Origin of the sequence: Aliiglaciecola sp. 3_MG-2023, from assembly GCF_030548205.1 — a bacterium.
GTDB lineage: Bacteria > Pseudomonadota > Gammaproteobacteria > Enterobacterales > Alteromonadaceae > Aliiglaciecola.
In genome coordinates, this window is record NZ_JAUORV010000014.1 from 15,878 (window position 1) to 33,559 (window position 17,682).

The 17,682-nt window shown below is 40.9% G+C and carries 16 protein-coding genes; 9 read left to right on the forward strand and 7 right to left on the reverse strand.

Features of this window, described 5'->3' with window-relative positions; translation table 11 throughout:
* Positions 1–67 precede the first annotated feature (67 nt).
* The gene (locus Q4574_RS15430) at positions 68–679 is read left to right on the forward strand and encodes a hypothetical protein (protein ID WP_303475107.1); all 612 of its coding nucleotides are present in this window, start codon (positions 68–70) and stop codon (positions 677–679) included.
* 276 nt (positions 680–955) lie between these two features.
* On the opposite strand, the gene Q4574_RS15435 is transcribed toward Q4574_RS15430, so the two are convergent.
* Positions 956–2,443, reverse strand: a complete 1,488-nt coding sequence (locus Q4574_RS15435; protein ID WP_303475108.1) for a DUF3336 domain-containing protein — start codon at positions 2,441–2,443, stop codon at positions 956–958.
* Positions 2,444–2,887: 444 nt separating this feature from the next.
* On the opposite strand from Q4574_RS15435, the gene Q4574_RS15440 reads away from it, so the two are divergent.
* A complete protein-coding gene (locus tag Q4574_RS15440) occupies positions 2,888–4,090 on the forward strand; it encodes a DUF445 domain-containing protein (protein WP_303475109.1) in 1,203 nt (400 codons plus the stop codon).
* A gap of 62 nt (positions 4,091–4,152) precedes the next feature.
* On the opposite strand, the gene Q4574_RS15445 is transcribed toward Q4574_RS15440, so the two are convergent.
* Complete coding sequence (locus tag Q4574_RS15445; RefSeq protein ID WP_303475112.1) at positions 4,153–4,926, reverse strand: ParA family protein; 774 nt, start codon at positions 4,924–4,926, stop codon at positions 4,153–4,155.
* Between the two features lie 333 nt (positions 4,927–5,259).
* On the opposite strand from Q4574_RS15445, the gene Q4574_RS15450 reads away from it, so the two are divergent.
* Positions 5,260–5,910, forward strand: coding sequence for a TetR/AcrR family transcriptional regulator (locus Q4574_RS15450; RefSeq protein WP_303475114.1), 651 nt, complete (start codon positions 5,260–5,262; stop codon positions 5,908–5,910).
* A 28-nt stretch (positions 5,911–5,938) separates the two neighbouring features.
* Complete coding sequence (locus Q4574_RS15455; RefSeq protein WP_303475117.1) at positions 5,939–7,438, forward strand: wax ester/triacylglycerol synthase domain-containing protein; 1,500 nt, start codon at positions 5,939–5,941, stop codon at positions 7,436–7,438.
* Here Q4574_RS15455 and Q4574_RS15460 read toward each other — a convergent pair.
* Positions 7,435–8,160 carry a DUF1439 domain-containing protein gene (locus tag Q4574_RS15460; RefSeq protein WP_303475119.1) on the reverse strand — a complete coding sequence of 242 codons (726 nt, stop codon included), beginning with the start codon at positions 8,158–8,160 and terminating at the stop codon, positions 7,435–7,437. The two genes, Q4574_RS15455 and Q4574_RS15460, sit on opposite strands and share 4 nt — an antisense overlap.
* 230 nt (positions 8,161–8,390) lie before the next feature.
* Here Q4574_RS15460 and Q4574_RS15465 point away from each other — a divergent pair, with 230 nt between their 5' ends.
* Positions 8,391–10,010 (forward strand): GMC family oxidoreductase, encoded by a 1,620-nt coding sequence (locus Q4574_RS15465; RefSeq protein WP_303475120.1) that lies wholly within the window; start codon positions 8,391–8,393, stop codon positions 10,008–10,010.
* A gap of 6 nt (positions 10,011–10,016) precedes the next feature.
* Here the strand turns inward: Q4574_RS15465 and Q4574_RS15470 are convergent, their stop codons facing one another.
* A complete protein-coding gene (locus tag Q4574_RS15470; protein WP_303475122.1) occupies positions 10,017–10,640 on the reverse strand; it encodes a TetR/AcrR family transcriptional regulator in 624 nt (207 codons plus the stop codon).
* Between the two features lie 191 nt (positions 10,641–10,831).
* On the opposite strand from Q4574_RS15470, the gene Q4574_RS15475 reads away from it, so the two are divergent.
* Positions 10,832–11,704, forward strand: coding sequence for a crotonase/enoyl-CoA hydratase family protein (locus Q4574_RS15475; RefSeq protein WP_303475296.1), 873 nt, complete (start codon positions 10,832–10,834; stop codon positions 11,702–11,704).
* A 21-nt stretch (positions 11,705–11,725) separates the two neighbouring features.
* Positions 11,726–13,765: an NADPH-dependent 2,4-dienoyl-CoA reductase gene (locus Q4574_RS15480; RefSeq protein ID WP_303475123.1), complete on the forward strand. Its 2,040-nt coding sequence runs from the start codon at positions 11,726–11,728 to the stop codon at positions 13,763–13,765.
* 719 nt (positions 13,766–14,484) lie between these two features.
* Here Q4574_RS15480 and Q4574_RS15485 read toward each other — a convergent pair.
* On the reverse strand, positions 14,485–15,066 hold the full coding sequence (locus Q4574_RS15485; protein ID WP_303475124.1) for a superoxide dismutase: 582 nt from the start codon (positions 15,064–15,066) through the stop codon (positions 14,485–14,487).
* Between the two features lie 337 nt (positions 15,067–15,403).
* On the opposite strand from Q4574_RS15485, the gene Q4574_RS15490 reads away from it, so the two are divergent.
* Complete coding sequence (locus tag Q4574_RS15490; protein WP_303475126.1) at positions 15,404–15,745, forward strand: Grx4 family monothiol glutaredoxin; 342 nt, start codon at positions 15,404–15,406, stop codon at positions 15,743–15,745.
* Between the two features lie 66 nt (positions 15,746–15,811).
* On the opposite strand, the gene Q4574_RS15495 is transcribed toward Q4574_RS15490, so the two are convergent.
* Positions 15,812–16,006 carry a (2Fe-2S)-binding protein gene (locus Q4574_RS15495; RefSeq protein WP_303475127.1) on the reverse strand — a complete coding sequence of 65 codons (195 nt, stop codon included), beginning with the start codon at positions 16,004–16,006 and terminating at the stop codon, positions 15,812–15,814.
* Positions 16,007–16,283: 277 nt separating this feature from the next.
* Here Q4574_RS15495 and Q4574_RS15500 point away from each other — a divergent pair, with 277 nt between their 5' ends.
* A complete protein-coding gene (locus Q4574_RS15500; protein WP_216050339.1) occupies positions 16,284–16,889 on the forward strand; it encodes a peroxiredoxin in 606 nt (201 codons plus the stop codon).
* 69 nt (positions 16,890–16,958) lie between these two features.
* Here Q4574_RS15500 and Q4574_RS15505 read toward each other — a convergent pair whose 3' ends face one another.
* The gene (locus tag Q4574_RS15505; protein WP_303475131.1) at positions 16,959–17,558 is read right to left on the reverse strand and encodes a Yip1 family protein; all 600 of its coding nucleotides are present in this window, start codon (positions 17,556–17,558) and stop codon (positions 16,959–16,961) included.
* Positions 17,559–17,682: the final 124 nt, after the last annotated feature.

Consider the following 17,682-nt stretch of genomic DNA (forward strand, 5'->3'; position numbering starts at 1 on the left):
GTCATCTTAAGGTTTACAGTACCTGAACTTCTATACGTCTCTAGTGAGATATAAAGTCGGGGGAGTTATGAAAGCGATAGAATCTGTAGAAGAAACCGGGCGTAAGTCTTGGTTGGCAAGTGTTGGCGCATATGGAGAAAGCTTAAACAAATCCACTGATGCACTGGACAAATTGTATACAGACGGCAATGCTTTAGTACAAGACCTGATCGTACGCGGTGAATCGGTGGAAGCGGATATTAAAGCTAAACTAGAACACAGCTCACTATTTAAGGGGAAGTCGATGTTAAAAAGCAAAATTGCAATGTTCAAAAGTAAATTGGGCATGCAGAGTCAAAGTCGCGAAATTCAACTAGAAATACTCTCTAACAAAGTTGATAACCTAATTGACGTAGTCGCTAAGCTTGCACAGCAAAAGGCTGCTGAACAAGCTGCCGCAAAGTCTGCAACGAAATCGACGGCCACCAAAGCGTCAACAACTGCAGCTAAGCCCGCGAGTACGCGCAAGACAGTGGCCAAAAAAACAACCACTGCTAAGTCGACCGCTGCTAGTAAACCCACTAGCACGACTAAAACAACTGCAGCCAAAACCGCAGGTGCAACAACTACGGGTACAAGAACGCGCAAACCTGCCGCTAAAAAAACCACAACCACTAAAAGCACTGATGATAAAGAGTAGATTTTAGGGGCGGGAAGCGTCTCTATTTTAGCCAGAACTAAAATACGTTTTTACGCAGAAAACAGGCAATCCTTACAAATAAGACGCACCTAAAGTGCCATATAATTAAAAAATCCCCAGTTGAGTCTGAGGATTTTTTGGTTTTGACTGTTGTAAGGGGATCTATTCAGACAGACCATAGATGTCAATGTATATGCCAAGTCACACTACACAATATCACTGTAACAGGCTTGTCACCTAAGTTCGCATACCTGAACCGCACCATGAAAGAGACTTTTAGGCTGATTTTGGTGAATCCACCAATCGGAGACCGTTGTGCTGAGTAAGTACTCTTTGTTCTCTGCTCTTTAGCTTTTTAAGATACTTGCTAAATGTTTTACTAATTTGTGTATCCCGTTTAATACGGTCAATTTGCGGCCAGGTTGCCTGTTCTGCACTAGAAATCAATTTTTCAATACTGCGTAACGACGGGTTCGCTAAGATATGCTTCAAGCTGGCAAAACCCCGTTGAGGCAAAATATTAATATCGCCTACATATTGTTGATCGATGACCGAGCGAAGTTTATGAATGCCTAACTTGGCACCTTTGTGAGACGTAACGCCTTCTAAAACGTCAAATGCGTATATGCTATTCATCTTAGTGATGTTTGCAATGTGTCGCCAGGTAAGGGCCGCAATGCCTCTTGTATCTTTTTTATCACGGGATAAAAACGGCACAGCCAGAGGGTTTGTTTGACTTACAATACTATGGTTAACACCATAAAGGCGAGCTAACTGCTTAAAAGGCATATCAGCCATCAAGGAGCCATCAGCGAAACGTCGATTGGGAATATAGGGCACTATGTCACCATTTGCCTGTTTAGCTTTGAGTTGCACCGGGCTAAATACCAATGGGATGGCACATGAAGCTCTGACCGCTTGGGTAATAATTGCATTGGGCGAAGTTTTAGCATTCAGTAAACGAGAATATTGGTGTAAATCTGACGGTGAGACCGTTACAGTAACGTGACGGCCCGTTTTCTCGTAGGCTTCTTCAAATGTCATTAAATCGAATAATTCGATTAATGCATTTTCTAAGTTTGAGCTATCCATTAGGCTGTTGCGCCCAAAGCCTTGCCATATACGCCAATTACTAAATTTTTCGTAAATATTTTGCGGTTCTAAAGCTTCTTTTAGTTCTTCATTGGTGCGGGTAGCAATGAGGCTCGCAATGATTGAGCCGGCACTTGCCCCTGAGACAACGTCTGGCAGTAAATCATGTTCGCTCAAAGACTTGACCACGCCACCGTGGAAAAATCCTAAACCCGCGCCGCCACTTAGCATTAGACAACTTTGACCAAACGCATGGGCAGTTTCATCAAAGAACGATAGTTTCTCGTAAAAATCGATTTCAGACTCATCTGCGTGATAAATAAAATCTAAGGACTCACAGACTTGGTCGATAAATTCTTGGATGAGGTATTTTGTACCAATTTTGCTGTGATTTTTTATCGCTGAGTTGGCAATATTACCTAGGTTTCCATGAATTCCTTCATGCAAAATCGACATCAAACCCAGTGCATCGCCCCGCGAACGGGCTAATTTAATGCGCTGTACACGTTTGCGAATAAGACGGTAATCGTATTCTTTACAGGCATCTTTTGCTTTCCAATCTTCTGCACCAGAAATTTCATCATGTTCTTGGCAGGCTTCCTTGTACTCTTGGTAACTTTCTGCATGTTTGATTGCAGCATTCAATTCGCTAAGGGAATCCCGGTACGCCATATGGTTCAACCTATTTAACTTAGTACGATTAGATACTAAGACTATTTAATTAAAAGCCTTTAAACCTAGCCCTTTTGACTAAAAGGGCTAGAAATTAAAACTATAATAAACTGTTGTCGTTATAAAAACTAACATCTCATCAGCTAAAAAAATATTAGCCATTAGTATGCTGTATTAATAAAACATTAAATTAGAAAACGCTACCCAATTTAACGGAAATTATAGGGTTGAAGTCCGTTAACCTTAATGCATAATTATAATATTAATAATCAACAGCATAAATTTGATTGACCATTGTAATGGCAGCGTTTAGCCTGACCTAAGTATCGGGCTTAGCGTAGACTCAAAAGCGATGATTTATTGAACAGCCAGCTTCGCTAAGTAACTATCTTACGAGTTTGTTTTTCATTTCTGATTAACTTAATAAAGGCATCCACGCTACTTATGCAATGGATTTTAGAAAATTACCTGCTGTTGCTGATCCCAATCACCAGCGGGATAGTAGGTTGGGCAACTAACTTTCTAGCAGTCAAAATGATGTTTTATCCAATAGAGTTTATTGGTATTCGTCCTTTTTTCGGCTGGCAAGGACTTATTCCTATGAAGCGCAAGGAAATGGCCGAAATAGAAGTCGAACTGGTCTTAGGCAAACTGCTAAGTGTCCAAGAACTCGCTGATAGAATAGAAGCAGATAAATTAACCGCGTCCATTCAACGTCGACTCAAACAAGTGTTAAGAAAAGTTGTCAACCAGGTCATGCAGGAGTCTGCTCCTCAAATGTGGGCGTCTATGCCCGTGCAAGCTAAAAATTTGGTGTACAAACGTGTTGAAGCTGATATTCCTAACGTCGTTGCTAAAATGGTCGACGATTTCAAACACAATGTAGATGAAATTCTGGATATCAAAGAATTAGTGGTGGAACACTTAGTCAATGACCCCGAGCTTATCAATGAGATTTTTTTAAGATCCGGTGAAAAAGAGTTTCCGTTTATCGAGCGTTCAGGTCTTTATTTCGGCTTTCTATTCGGTTTGCCTACTATGGCTTTCTGGTATTGGTTTCAAAGTTGGTGGATTTTACCCTTAGGTGGTTTAATCGTAGGCTATGCCACCAATTGGATCGCAATTAAAATAATATTCGAGCCAAAGAAGCCCATTCGATTCTTAGGGTTGACCTTTCAAGGTATGTTTTTAAAGCGCCAAAAAGAAGTGTCTGAAGTGTATTCTGAGATCATCGAGAAAAAGCTTATCAACTCTAAAAACATCACTGATATAGTGCTGCATGGCTCAGGATCGGCTCAACTTTTGGAATTGATTGAGCTTCATGTGAATGATGCTATCGAGCGTTATGTGGCAATAGCTCAGCCTTACTTTGCATTAGGTGTTGGCTCTGAGAAGTATTACCGAATGAAAGAGCTTGCCGTGAAAATGATTTTTGATAGTTCTGACAAGTATCTGCAATATGCCCATGAATATGCCAATGATGCCTTAAAAGTTGGGGATGATTTGTGCGCAAGAATGCAACTACTTACGCCTGAAGAGTTTGAAGGGGTATTACGCCCTGCTTACCAGGCCGATGAATGGAAGTTGATTGTGGTTGGAGCTATTCTTGGGATGATAGCCGGTTTTATGCAGCTTTATCTAATTTAACCCTCCATCAGTCAATCACTCGCTTCTGTCTTCTTACTTGCTGTTTATAATAGAATAATCGTTTAATTATTCTGGCCTTCAATAAGGTCAAAAATACCGATCAATGACAAGGTCAATTTATGTTTAGGCGCAAGTTCAATTAACGGTTTTTTAGCTTGATGGGATTCACGCATTTTCACTGATTGCGCAACATATTCCGGTAGTACTGGATAATCTTCGTCTAATAACTCGTTGATGATCTGTTTTGGCAGATTCGCATTACTCATAAACTGATTGGCAATAATACCTTCTATCTCTAAATCAGGATTATGATCTTCTTTAATTTCGGCAATTTTCTGTTGCAAGCTGTATAAGCCTTGTCTGGCAAAATCATCACAATCAATGGGAATTAAACAGCGTGACGCAGCGATAAGTGCCGATAAACTAAAGAAGTTTAGGGCAGGAGCAGTATCGATATAAATACGGTCATAATCCTGTTCAAGGGCTTCTAGCGCTTCTTTTAGCTTATAAATTTTGTGTCTACTGTCCAACTCACTTTCCAATTCAGTTAATCGTGCAGAACCGGCAATGATATCCAAGTTTTTCACTTTGGTGGGCTGACAAAATGCGTTTGCTGGTTTGCGATGCAAGTGAAACGTAATCGTTTGTTCAAACAGGTTGGCTATAGTGCAATCATCATCCTTTTTTATGGCATCTAGGTAGGCAGTACTATTACATTGAGTATCCAAATCGACCAATAAGGTTTTAAGGCCGTTATGGGCTGAAATAGCTGCGAGGTTAACGGTTAAACTCGATTTTCCTACGCCACCTTTTTTATTAAATAGCACTCTTATCAAGGGAATTGCCTCTGGTTATTGGTTGCTAAAATTGATTCATCTATTTACTAACTAATCGGGGGCGACCTTTGGCGTTATACATTTATACAATTTGTGATGTTACAGACAAATAATAATGTTAATGGCCAAAAAGTAAACATAATTTACCCTAAACATGATTCAAATGAATAACCTATTATTTTATTTCTAGCACTTGTATGTTGCTAATATTTTATGGAATGATAGATGAAAATATTTTATCCAATTTACAAACCCATGTTACTTCCCGGTGTGCGTTTGTTATTTAAATTGGCCATGCAAGAAAATTTATTCGACTAACTTTGGTTGTTCAGTATGAAAACGGCAGAGAAAATACTAGTCACTTCGTTGGATTTATTTAACCAACACGGGGAGAGTAATGTCAGTAGCGTTGATATTGCGGTTGAATTAGATATTAGCCCAGGAAATCTTTACTATCATTTTAAAGGCAAAGAGATGATAGTATCAGAACTGTTTGAATTATATAAAAATCAAATAGATACAGCATTTAATTCAGCAACTAACAAAGATTTGACTATTGAAGAGTTTTTTTATTTTCTGTACGTCATTTTAGAAAAAGGTCATCACTTTCAATTCCTCTTCCATAATCAAGCTAATCTCGCTGAAAATTATCCCATGGTGGCTAAAAAGTTTAAGTTGCTGATACTTTCACAAGAAAGAAGTATTGAAAAATTAATCAATGTTTTCATTAAAAAGGGCAGTTTAAAGGCGAGTTTTCACCAAGGAATTCAGATTGTTGAGCTGGTTGGTCTAGTGTTTAGTCAATCAGCGAACTATTATGCTTTAAAAGGTCAAAATATAAGCGATGAAACTTACTTATATAAAGGCTTGGCGACTATTCTATTTGCGGTATTACCATATATTGATCTACCGCCCGGGGAGCTGCATCATTTGCAAGAAGCAATCGCAACTCAAACTTTGGTAAGCGCGTTAGGCGTTTCCTAGAAATCCGTACGTTTAAGGAATATTGAGATTGACTAAGAAACTATCATTTCTCGACAAAACATTTTGGATTACTGAGTCTGAAGATAACCCAAAACACGTTGCCAGTTTGCAGCTTTTGGAAATGCCAGAAAATGCTTCCTCTACCTATGTTGAAGATTTGTGTAACGAGGTAAAACAATTCGACAAAGGTGTGAGCCCTTTCAATGGCACAGTTAAAAGTTTTATGGGGTTTCCCATTGGCCTTAATGAAATTGATACCTTAGATATGGATTATCATGTTCAATATCATGTGGTTGACGATGTAAATGATAAAGAAGCGTTGCATAAATTTGTCGCCAAACTACATGAACAGTGGTTGGATCGTGACAAACCCCTTTGGCAGTACCACTTCATTACTGATAACCACAGTAATGTGTATGCCATTTATGCCAAAGTGCATCATTTATACGGTGATGGGGCGACATTAATTCGCTGGTTCCAGGCAGGATATTTGCCCGAAAAAAATACTGATACTTTTATACCGGTTTGGGCAGCTAAAAGACGTACTCGTAAGCGCAGAAAGTTAGGGATCTTAACGTTAATTTTTGGCGGTGCCTTTGAGTTATTTATGGTGGTGTTCGACTTACTTTATATTGTTCTGCGCTTACTGATGAAGTTAACGCGAATCAACTCTACTTATATGCCGTTACCTTTCTCAGGAACCAAAACCTTATTAACGGGCCAAGTCAAAAAAGGCAGGGTTGTTTCAACGGTAGATTTGAACTTTGCCCGGGTAAGGGGATTAAGTAAGCGTGCCAGGGCATCTGCTAATGAGATTTTACTTTGCTGCTTTGACATTGGGGTACATCGATTTTTGATGGATAGAGGTCACACCTTTAAAAAAGCCCTATACACCAACATGCCAATTAATTTGCGTAAACCTGGCGATCAGGCAGCAGGGAACAAAATAGCCATAGTCCCCGTACGTTTAGCCCACGGTAAGAACGACCCCTATTTACGCTTGCGTCAAATAATTGAAAATCACCGCATTGTAAAACGCGCAGCAAAGCGTTCCAGACCTCTAGCATTCAGTTATTACACTGTGCTAATACAGTCTTATTCGTTAATATTTGAAATGTTACGATTATCGGATTTTGTCCGTCCAATTGCCAATATTCTTATCTCTAATGTGCCTGGCCCCACAGATATACGTTACTTAAAAGACAGTAAGTTACTTTCTTGCTATCCCATTTCAACTATGACGCCAGGTGGGGGAGTAAATATTACTTTAATTACCTATGCGGGAACGGCTAATGTTGGGATTGTTTGCTGTGATAAAAACGTAAAATCCCTGGAAACGTTGTCGGTTTACTTCACCGAAGCTTTTGAAATGCTTGAAAAGTGTATTGATGATCCTTCTCTGAATATTGATGATATAGGTGAACGCGTGCGGCAAACGGATCTATCGATTGTCGATGATGAGGTTTATGATCAAGAAGATGAGCATGATCATTTGGAAACCGAAGAAGCCACAAAAAAATCTGCTTAAAACTTAAACCGAATGCAGCGTTGCTCTACACAAACACTGCGGCCATGTTGCATGAACAATGCTTCTTGCCAATCATCGGGGTCTAGTTTGTAAACGAATTCTGGATTGTGTTTGGTTTTGTCTAACAGGCTTGAAATCTGCGGTTTGTGGTAATCCAGTACTCGTTGCTTGCTGCCCGATAAATAAAGCTTTAGATAATCTGCTGCAACATCTGAACTACCAGCAGTCATTAATCCCAGTGCTGACTTAAAAGTACCTGATATTAAGCTCTGCACGCTTTTAGGAAAGACTAAGGAAAGTAACTGTTTAGAATCGTTAAGTAATGCATATTCGTCATTAATCAATCTGATTGTCGCTAAATTCAAAGAATCAATTTCCACCGTTTTGCTCACGGCATTGTATTTCGGTGTTACCTCTAAAATAATCAACAAATGAGCTCGGTAAAGTGGATTGCCAACAGCATCTATATTGAGGCTTGAGTAGAGCTGCACTTTCACAACATCACTATTATGGGGGATGTCTATCTCGGCCTCGAGAATGGCCAATTTGCCATTTCCCACTGGAACCTCCACGTCAAAGGTTTGGGGAAAATGTGGCCGTGCTAATGCATTTAACTCTTCAATGGTATAATCCACATGGCGCAATTTGCCAAGTTTGATCATCCATTTCGCCATCCATTCGTGGAGTGCTAATGAAAATCGTTTTCGAAGAGTGTTTGCCACTTAGTTTTAACTTATTTACCTTAATCTATTGTTAAGTGTGAAGGTGAGGGGCTTTTAATGTCAAGTTTGTCGTTATTTATTTAGATCAACCTGTACATTAAAGTAACAACCCGTTTTATTTTTTGATAAACTAACTGGTATGACATCAGAGCAGTTGACCTGTCTTGTGAACTCAAATAACTATTTATTCGTAACCTTAACTAATTACAACCTTTAAAGCAGAAACCGGCATGCATGAATTAAAACAGACCCAATTTGATTTTATTGTTATTGGCGCAGGTTCCGCTGGTTCTACTTTAGCATCTCGTTTAAGTGAAAATCCTAATGTTCAGGTTTGTTTACTTGAAGCCGGTGGCAAAGACTCAAATCCTTTAATCCATATTCCATTTGGTTTGTCGTTGTTATCCAGAATTAAAAATGTCGGTTGGAATTATAATACGGCAGCACAAGTCAATTTAGATAACCGTGAACTATATTGGCCTCGCGGTAAAACCTTAGGTGGCTCTAGCTCTATTAACGCTATGTGTTATATACGTGGTGATCAGAAAGACTATGATGATTGGCAAGCTCAAGGGGCTCAGGGCTGGGATTGGCAATCCGTTAAACCTTATTTTATTAAATCTGAACGTCAACAACATGGCGCCAGTGAAAACCATGGCGATGAGGGTTTGTTGCATGTCAATGACCTGCGGCATACCAATAGATTATCCCAATCGTTCGTTAAAAGTGCAGAACAAGTTGGCGTGCCGATATTACAAGACTTCAATGGTAAGGAACGAGAAGGGTTCGGGTTTTATCAAGTAACCCAAGTCAATGGACAGCGATGCTCAAGTGCAAAAGGCTATTTAAAGCCCGCATTAGAGCGCTCTAATTTAACCGTGCTTACCCATGCACAGGTGGAGCACATTGTGATTGAAAATAACGTTGCCAGCGGTGTTAAACTGCATTTTAAAGGCAGCTTGATACATCTTAATGCTAAGCGGGAAGTGTTGCTGTGCGGCGGGGCAATCAATAGTCCACAGGCGCTCATGTTATCTGGAATTGGCCCTAAAGCTCATCTTGCAGAGCATGGCATAAAAGTTAATGTTGATTTACCCGGTGTTGGGCAGAATTTACAAGATCATTTGGATGCAATTGTTCAACAGCGCTGTAAAGCCCGAGAAAGTTACGCTGTGGCGCTCCCGTCATTGCCAATGTATGTCAAATCCATATTCCAGTATTTATTTGGACGTAAAGGATTAATGACGTCGAACATTGCCGAGGCTGGTGGATTTGTTAAATCTAAATATGCTACGGACCGCCCTGATCTGCAATATCATTTTTTGCCCGCAATTTTATTAAATCATGGACGCAGCACTGCGTTTGGTTATGGGTACGGTATCCATGTGTGTTGTTTATATCCTAAAAGCGTAGGTGAAATTAGATTAGCATCATCAGATCCCCTGGAACCCGCTATTATTGATCCAAACTATTTAACTCATCAAGATGATATAGCTGTGATGATCGATGGTGTACGCAAAGCCCGTGAAATATTAGCCGCTAGGGAGTTTGATCAATACGGCGCGCGGGAAATAGGGCCAGGAATCGCTGCTCAATCAGATGAAGAAATTCTAGCGTATTTACGTAAACGGGCAGAAACCATTTATCACCCTATTGGCACCTGTAAAATGGGAAATACTGAGGATCCGATGACGGTGGTCGATAGCGAACTAAAAGTGAAAGGGGTTACAGGCTTAAGAGTGGTTGATGCATCGGTGATGCCGAGTTTAATTGGTGGTAATACTAACGCTCCAACTATCATGATCGCTGAAAAAGCGGCTGATATGATAAAACAGCAATATAACCTATAGTTTTATCTAACCTATCTGCTGATTATGTATCACAAACATGCGTAAGGCAGTTTCACACATTTCATCGATATGACCAGCATCTGCATAAATACCATCGATTAGCAATCGTGCAATTCCATGAATGGTCCCCCAAGTAACTTGAGATAGCCTTAGTGTATCTAACCTGGCGGGTAATAAGCCTTTATGTTGCCAATCTCGGGTCATTTTAACTTGAAATTGGAATGTCGGGTAGGCGATATCTTTCAGTGAGTCTGTGGCGCTATTTTGTTTCCATATTGTTCGACCAAACATAAGATCATACATTTCTGGGTTCTGCGCAGCGTAAGTGATATATCCATGGATAAAAGCTCTTAATTTCTGCTCTTCATTTAAATCTGGATTCTCGAATAACTCCTCCATCTGCAATTTCCAATGGCTAAACCCTTGCTCAGCTATGGCACATAAAAGCTCATTTTTGTCTTTAAAATGATGATAAGGCGCTGTGCGCGAAACACCCACCTGATCGGCGAGCTTGCGCAATGACAGGTTCTCCACACCATGGTCTTTGAGCATAGAGGACGCCGTTTGTATAAGACTAGTGCGCAAATCACCGTGGTGGTATCGGGCTTTGAGGGGCTTTTTATCGGTCATTCGGGCACTTTATCATAGATCTTGACAGCGTCAACATCTTACCTTATCTTGACGTTGTCTAGATAAGGTAAGTTTAAGCGTTCCGGCATGGAATTCATCCGATTTATAGGTACGCATAAGCTAACTAAACAGCCTCAACTTTGTAGGCGTGCTTTACTTATTGTCGGTGTACTAGCTTGGAGAAGACCACCTTGGAAAACGTAGATAAAAATTTAGATTTTTCACAATTAACCACATTAACGGTAACAATAGAAAATCATATTGCCCATATTCAGTTGTCTCGCCCCGAACAACTTAACAGCATGATCCCAGCGTTTTGGCAGGAATTGCCTGACACTGTTCGAAAAATTGATCATGAGTCGGCAGCGAGAGTGATCGTTATTTCAGCCCTAGGAAAACATTTTAGTGCGGGTATGGATTTGTCAGTATTTTCGCAAATGGCAAAAGACTTTAAAGGCGAACCCGCGCGCAGAGCGGAAAGACTAAGACGTTCAGTTTTGGAATTACAAGACTCCTTTAATGCCCTTGAACAAGTCAGAATGCCGGTGTTAGTTGCTACCCATGGTGGAGTTATTGGCGGCGCGGTAGACATGATTTGCGCGGCTGATTGTCGATATTGCACCCAAGATACGTTTTTTACCATCAAAGAAACAGAAATCGGTATGACTGCCGATGTGGGTACCTTGCAAAGGTTGCCTCATCTTATTCCCCAGGGCTTAGTAAGGGAGCTGGCGTTTACAGGTAGGAATTGGAGTGCGCAAGAAGCGTTGGCTCAGGGCTTTGTGAATGCTGTGTTTGAAGATCATGAGACCATGCTTTCGACAGTGATGAAGCTTGCTAAAAAGATTGCGGCCAATTCCCCAATGGCAGTAGCAGGATGTAAAGAGATGATTAACTATACGCGTGATCATAATGTGCAAGATAGCCTTAATTATATGGCGACATGGCAGTCTGGCATGTTCCAAATGCCTGATATTCAAGAAGCTATGGCATCACAAACCGAAAAACGCCTGCCGCAATACGCTGAGTTATTAGATAAAAGCTCGATGATGAGCCACAAATAATTGTAAAACAGGACCAATAGAATGACTGCAGATGTAAACCTTAGTACACCCTTTCCAAATTTGTTTCGACCTCTTGATTTAGGCTTCACTTCGATTCGCAATCGCGTGATCATGGGGTCGATGCATACAGGTCTTGAAGAGGCTGAAAATGGTCATATTCGTATGGCCGCATTTTTCAAAGAGCGCGCTAAAGGTGGCGTTGGCCTTATTGTTACCGGTGGGTTTGGACCAAATGAAGTAGGGGCTACTCATGCGAAAACTAATTTGCTCAATAGTGATAAACGTATAGATGAACATAAATTTATTACTGATGCAGTGCACGCTGAAGGTGGCAAAATATGCATGCAAATTTTGCATACAGGACGTTATGCTTATAATCCCAAGCTAGTTGCACCTTCAGCGGTTCAAGCGCCAATTAATCCTTTTAAGCCCAAAGCGTTAGATGAAGAAGGGATTCAACAACAAATCGACGATTTTGTATTCACCTCGAAACAAGCCCAAAAAGCTGGCTACGATGGTGTTGAAATCATGGGCTCAGAAGGTTATTTTTTAAATCAATTTATAGCCAGCCGCACTAATCATCGCGATGATAAATGGGGGGGAGAGTACCGTAATCGGATTCGCCTACCTATTGAAGTTGTCCGCCGCGTAAGAGAAGCCGTTGGTGATGAATTCATTATTATTTATCGACTATCCATGCTCGACTTAGTGGAAGGTGGTTCAACTTACGATGAAGTTGTTGAATTGGGTTTAGAGATTGAAAAAGCCGGTGCAACTATTATTAATACTGGGATTGGCTGGCATGAAGCGCGTATTCCCACCATCGCCACCAAAGTTCCTCGCGCTGCCTTTACGTGGGTGACGGCTAAATTTCGAAAAGCGTTAAACATTCCAGTGATCACCTCTAATCGCATTAATACGCCTGAGGTTGCCGAAGAAGTTTTAGCCCGTGGTGATGCCGATATGGTTTCTATGGCTAGGCCCTTTCTCGCTGATGCTGATTTTGTTGTTAAAGCAATGGAGAATCGAGCTGATGAAATCAATACTTGCATCGGTTGTAACCAAGCCTGTTTAGATCATGTTTTTGAAGGCAAAGATACCAGTTGTTTAGTAAACCCAAGAGCTTGTCATGAAACTGAGCTGAATATAGTCGCAGCCGATGTGATTAAAAATATGGCTGTAGTTGGCGCAGGGCCAGCTGGATTAGCAGCAGCAGTTTCCCTTGCTCAACGGGGTCATAAAGTGACCTTATTTGATAGTGCCAGTGAAATTGGCGGACAATTCAATATAGCGAAGCAAATTCCAGGCAAAGAAGAGTTTTATGAAACCCTTCGCTACTTCTCAAAACAATTAGAATTACATCATGTAGAGGTGAAATTAAATACTCGAGTAGATGCTGAACGCTTGAACAGCGGTGATTTTGATGAAGTATTGATTGCGACTGGAATTAAACCGAGAACCCCGCAAATACCCGGCGTTGGGCATCCAAAAGTATTAAGTTACTTAGATGTGATACGCGATAAAAAGCCGGTTGGTAATTCAGTAGCGGTTATTGGTGCTGGTGGAATCGGTTTTGATGTATCTGAGTACTTAGCCCATAAAGGTGAATCTACCAGTCAAAATATTCCAGCCTTTATGAAAGAGTGGGGGATAGACATGACTTTCAGCGCGCGAGCGGGTGTTGAAGGCGTGAAGCCTCAACCTAGCGCTTCTGGAAGAGAAATCTATTTGCTACAACGTAAAACCACGAAAGTAGGGGCTAATTTAGGAAAAACTACAGGGTGGGCCCATCGAGTAGGATTGTTAGCCAAAGGTGTGCATATGGTAGCCGGTGTCGAATATTTAAAAATTGATGACCAAGGTTTACACATTAAGGTAAACGATGAAGTACAAGTTTTAGATGTGGATAACGTGATTATTTGCGCCGGGCAAGATCCGTTGCGTGAATTAGCCGATGGTTTAAACAAACCCTATCATTTGATAGGGGGAGCGGATGTAGCAGCAGAACTAGACGCAAAACGTGCCATCAATCAAGGTACCCGATTGGCCGCTACATTGTAGTCGGGTGCTTCAGCCCCGAGAGGTTATGTTGCCATCCCATGGCCTAAAGACCATGCTACAGGCACTGTTGTAGTCGGTGGCTTCAGCCCCGGGAGGTTGTGTTGCCATCCCATGGCCTAAAGACCATGCTACAGGCACCGTTGTAGTCGGTGGCTTTAGCCCCGAGAGGTTGTGTTGTCTGCATGGCCTAAAGACCATGCTACAGGCATTGTTGCAGTCGGTGGCTTCAGCCCCGAGAGGTTGTGTTGTCTGCATGGCCTAAAGACCATGCTACAGGCATTGTTGCAGTCGGTGGCTTCAGCCCTGAGAGGTTGTGTTGCCATCCCATGGCCTAAAGACCATGCTACAGGCACAGTTGTAGTTGGGTGCTTTAGCCCAGAGGGGTTGTGTTGCCATCCCATGGCCTAAAGACCATGCTACAGGCACAGTTGTAGTCGGTGGCTTCAGCCCCGAGGGGTTGTGTTGCTATCCCATGGCCTAAAGACCATGCTACAGACATTGTTGTAGTTGGGTGCTTTAGCCCCGAGAGGTTGTGTTGCCATCCCATGGCCTAAAGACCATGCTACAGACACTGTTGTAGTCGGGTGCTTCAGCCCCGAGAGGTTGTGTTGCTATCCATGGCCTAAAGACCATGCTACAAGCTCCGCAGACAATTTAGCAACACCCATAAAAAAACCAGTCATTCGACTGGTTTTTTGTTTTAACGTTTTAACGCAGAATTAAGCGAAGTTAGATGCCGCGAAATCCCAGTTAACAAGTGCCCAAAAACCACCTAAGTAGTTAGGACGCACGTTACGGTAATCAATGTAGTAAGCGTGTTCCCATAAATCTACAGTAATAAGAGGTGTTAGACCTTCTTCTGTGATTGGCGTACCTGCGTTACTGGTATTGACGATATCTAGGCTGCCATCAGCTGTTTTTACCAACCATGTCCAGCTAGAACCGAAGTTATTGACTGCTTTATCATTGAAAGCCGCTTTGAAGTCATCAAAAGAACCCCATTTCGCAGTAATTGCATCAGCTAAAGCACCAGTTGGTTCGCCGCCGCCATTTGGACTTAGGCTGTTCCAATAAAAGGTGTGGTTCCAGATTTGCGCAGCATTGTTAAATACACCGCCGTCTGATTGCTTAACCACATCTTCCAATGACATATCAGCCATTGCAGTACCTTCAACTAAACCATTTAACTTAGTTACATAAGTAGCGTGATGTTTACCATAGTGGTAATCAAGAGTTTCAGAAGAAATATGCGGTTCTAGAGCGTTTCTTTCATAGGGTAACGGGGGTAGTTCAAAAGCCATGTAAATTCTCCATTAATGTGAGCTTAGCGTTTATTAAATTACTTTCAGCTAAATGCTAGCGTGAATTTCAAGAATGTAAAGCATCAATATCAGCTTTACATTCTAATATAATTATATGATTTATAAATGATGATCTGGGGATAAGATGCTTATTATCAACCCGAATTACAAATACTTTTTACGTAGTCGTTAGATTATTTCTGAATTTGCATTTATTCAACTACTGCCAGTGATTGTGACAAATCTATGTAATTTAGCAAACCTTTTGGAAAGGAGAGCTTGAAAGAGGTAAACTAACACCCATATTGAAACTAACTTATATTTAGAGAGTGGTAAAATGGACACTGTAGAGAAAATCAAACAACAAATTAATGAAAACCCAATTTTATTATATATGAAAGGGTCTCCGAAGCTGCCAAGTTGCGGTTTTTCTTCTCAAGCTTCACAAGCGCTAATGTCTTGCGGTGAGCAATTTGCGTATGTCGATATTTTGCAAAACCCTGATATTCGTGCCGAATTACCTAAATATGCAGATTGGCCAACATTCCCGCAACTGTGGGTTGACGGTGAATTGGTTGGTGGTTGTGACATCATTATGGAAATGTTTCAGCAAGGTGAATTACAGCCTTTGATTAAAGAAACGGCAGAAAAAAATGCTGAAGAAGGTAAAGAAGGCTAGACTTTTCCTAACCTTAGAAACGAAAAAAGGAGCTCAATGCTCCTTTTTTGGTGAATAAAGTTCGATTTAACTCACTTCTTTGAATAAACTCTCGTCAACAATTGTGGTATCGATAATATCTTGAGCCATTTGGATACAGCGCCCACATTGACTACCAACACCCAACTTAGCGCGTAATTCACGGGTACTACCAATACCGTCTTCGCGGACAACTTTTTCAATAGCTTTATCAGTAATGCCGTGGCACAAACAAACGTACATTCAAATACACCTCAATCGTTATGCAAATGATAATAGTTGTTATTTGTATCGAATACAAGTATTAAATTGGCTATTTGTTATACTTTAAACGGGTTTATTACGAGCGACAGCGGGATCCAGTGTTCAAATCTAAATTAATTTTCAAATAAATTGAAAAAACTTAATTGTTTTCCTTGGGTTTTAATAAACTAGTCTTATATTCTGCTTATCAGTAATGAAAATATTACCTATCATGCATTTGCGTTTAAAATGCTTTCACTAATAAATGGAGAAAAAAATGAGTGTACTAGTTGGTCGTCCAGCCCCAGATTTCACTGCAGCAGCAGTTCTTGGCAGCGGAGAGATTGTTGATAGTTTTACCCTTAGCGAAAACATTAAAGGTAAAAAAGCAGTTATCTTTTTCTATCCTTTAGATTTCACTTTTGTATGTCCTTCAGAGTTGATAGCGTTTGATAAACGTTATGAAGAGTTCACTAAGCGCGGCGTTGAAGTTATTGGTGTATCAATTGATTCACAATTTAGCCATAACGCATGGCGTAATACCCCAGTAAACGAAGGTGGCATCGGTCCAGTGAAGTATACTTTGGTAGCTGATACTAAACATGAAATCTGCCAAGCATATGATGTAGAACATCCTGATGCAGGCGTGGCTTTCCGTGGCTCTTTCTTAATTGATGCAGAAGGTAACGTACGTCACCAAGTCGTTAACGACTTACCACTAGGTCGTAACGTTGATGAAATGCTACGCATGGTTGACGCCTTGAACTTCCATGAAGAGCATGGTGAAGTGTGTCCAGCTGGCTGGCAAGAAGGTAAAAAAGGTATGGATGCATCTCCAGAAGGTGTAGCTAAATATCTTGCAGAGAATTCTGACGCGCTTTAAGAAACAATAGATAACAAAAAACCGCGTCGCTGCAAAGTGACGCGGTTTTTTTTATGCTATTTGAAAACGTTAGTGGGTAAACACCGGATCACCAATGACACTCCACATCAGCACCGAACCCACCATAAGTACCACAAGCAGAATCAGACCACCTGTCACTACAGCGCTCGAATAAATAAAACCTTTGTCCTCAGGTATGTGTAGCATGATCGGAACCCCTGAGTACAACAGGTAAATAGAATAGGAGATACCAATAAAGGCTACCACCATAACAAACCAAAGCGCGGGATAAAACGCGGCAAACCCGCACATAAATAAGGGTGTTGCCGTATAAGCAGCTAGTTCTAAAGACTGTGTATAGCTTGGGTTAGAGTCAAATACTTTGGCCAGTTCATAAATGATAATTGCCAAAGCAATGACGCCCGCAATTAGGCCAAAATACATACCTATGCCTAGTGATGCCGCCGACATCTGATCTAACTTAATAACTTCCCCAACGCCAATACTCCAACCCAAATGATAGGAAGAGTAATAACTTAAAAGAGCAGGAATAAGTGAAATGATGCCTATATGACTCAAGCTATAGAAATAACTTTCATGCCTTTCGTCAATTGCATGCCATTCTTCTTTTGGATGAGTATAAAAACCCCATAAGTGATTTAGTACCAAGATATGACTCCTTTGATGGCTTTTTGAACGATCGTTAATTATTAAATAACCAATAAATAACAATCCATTAACAACAGTTTCTTTTACAAACGATTTTTCGTCAACTGATTTGTTTACTTTTACG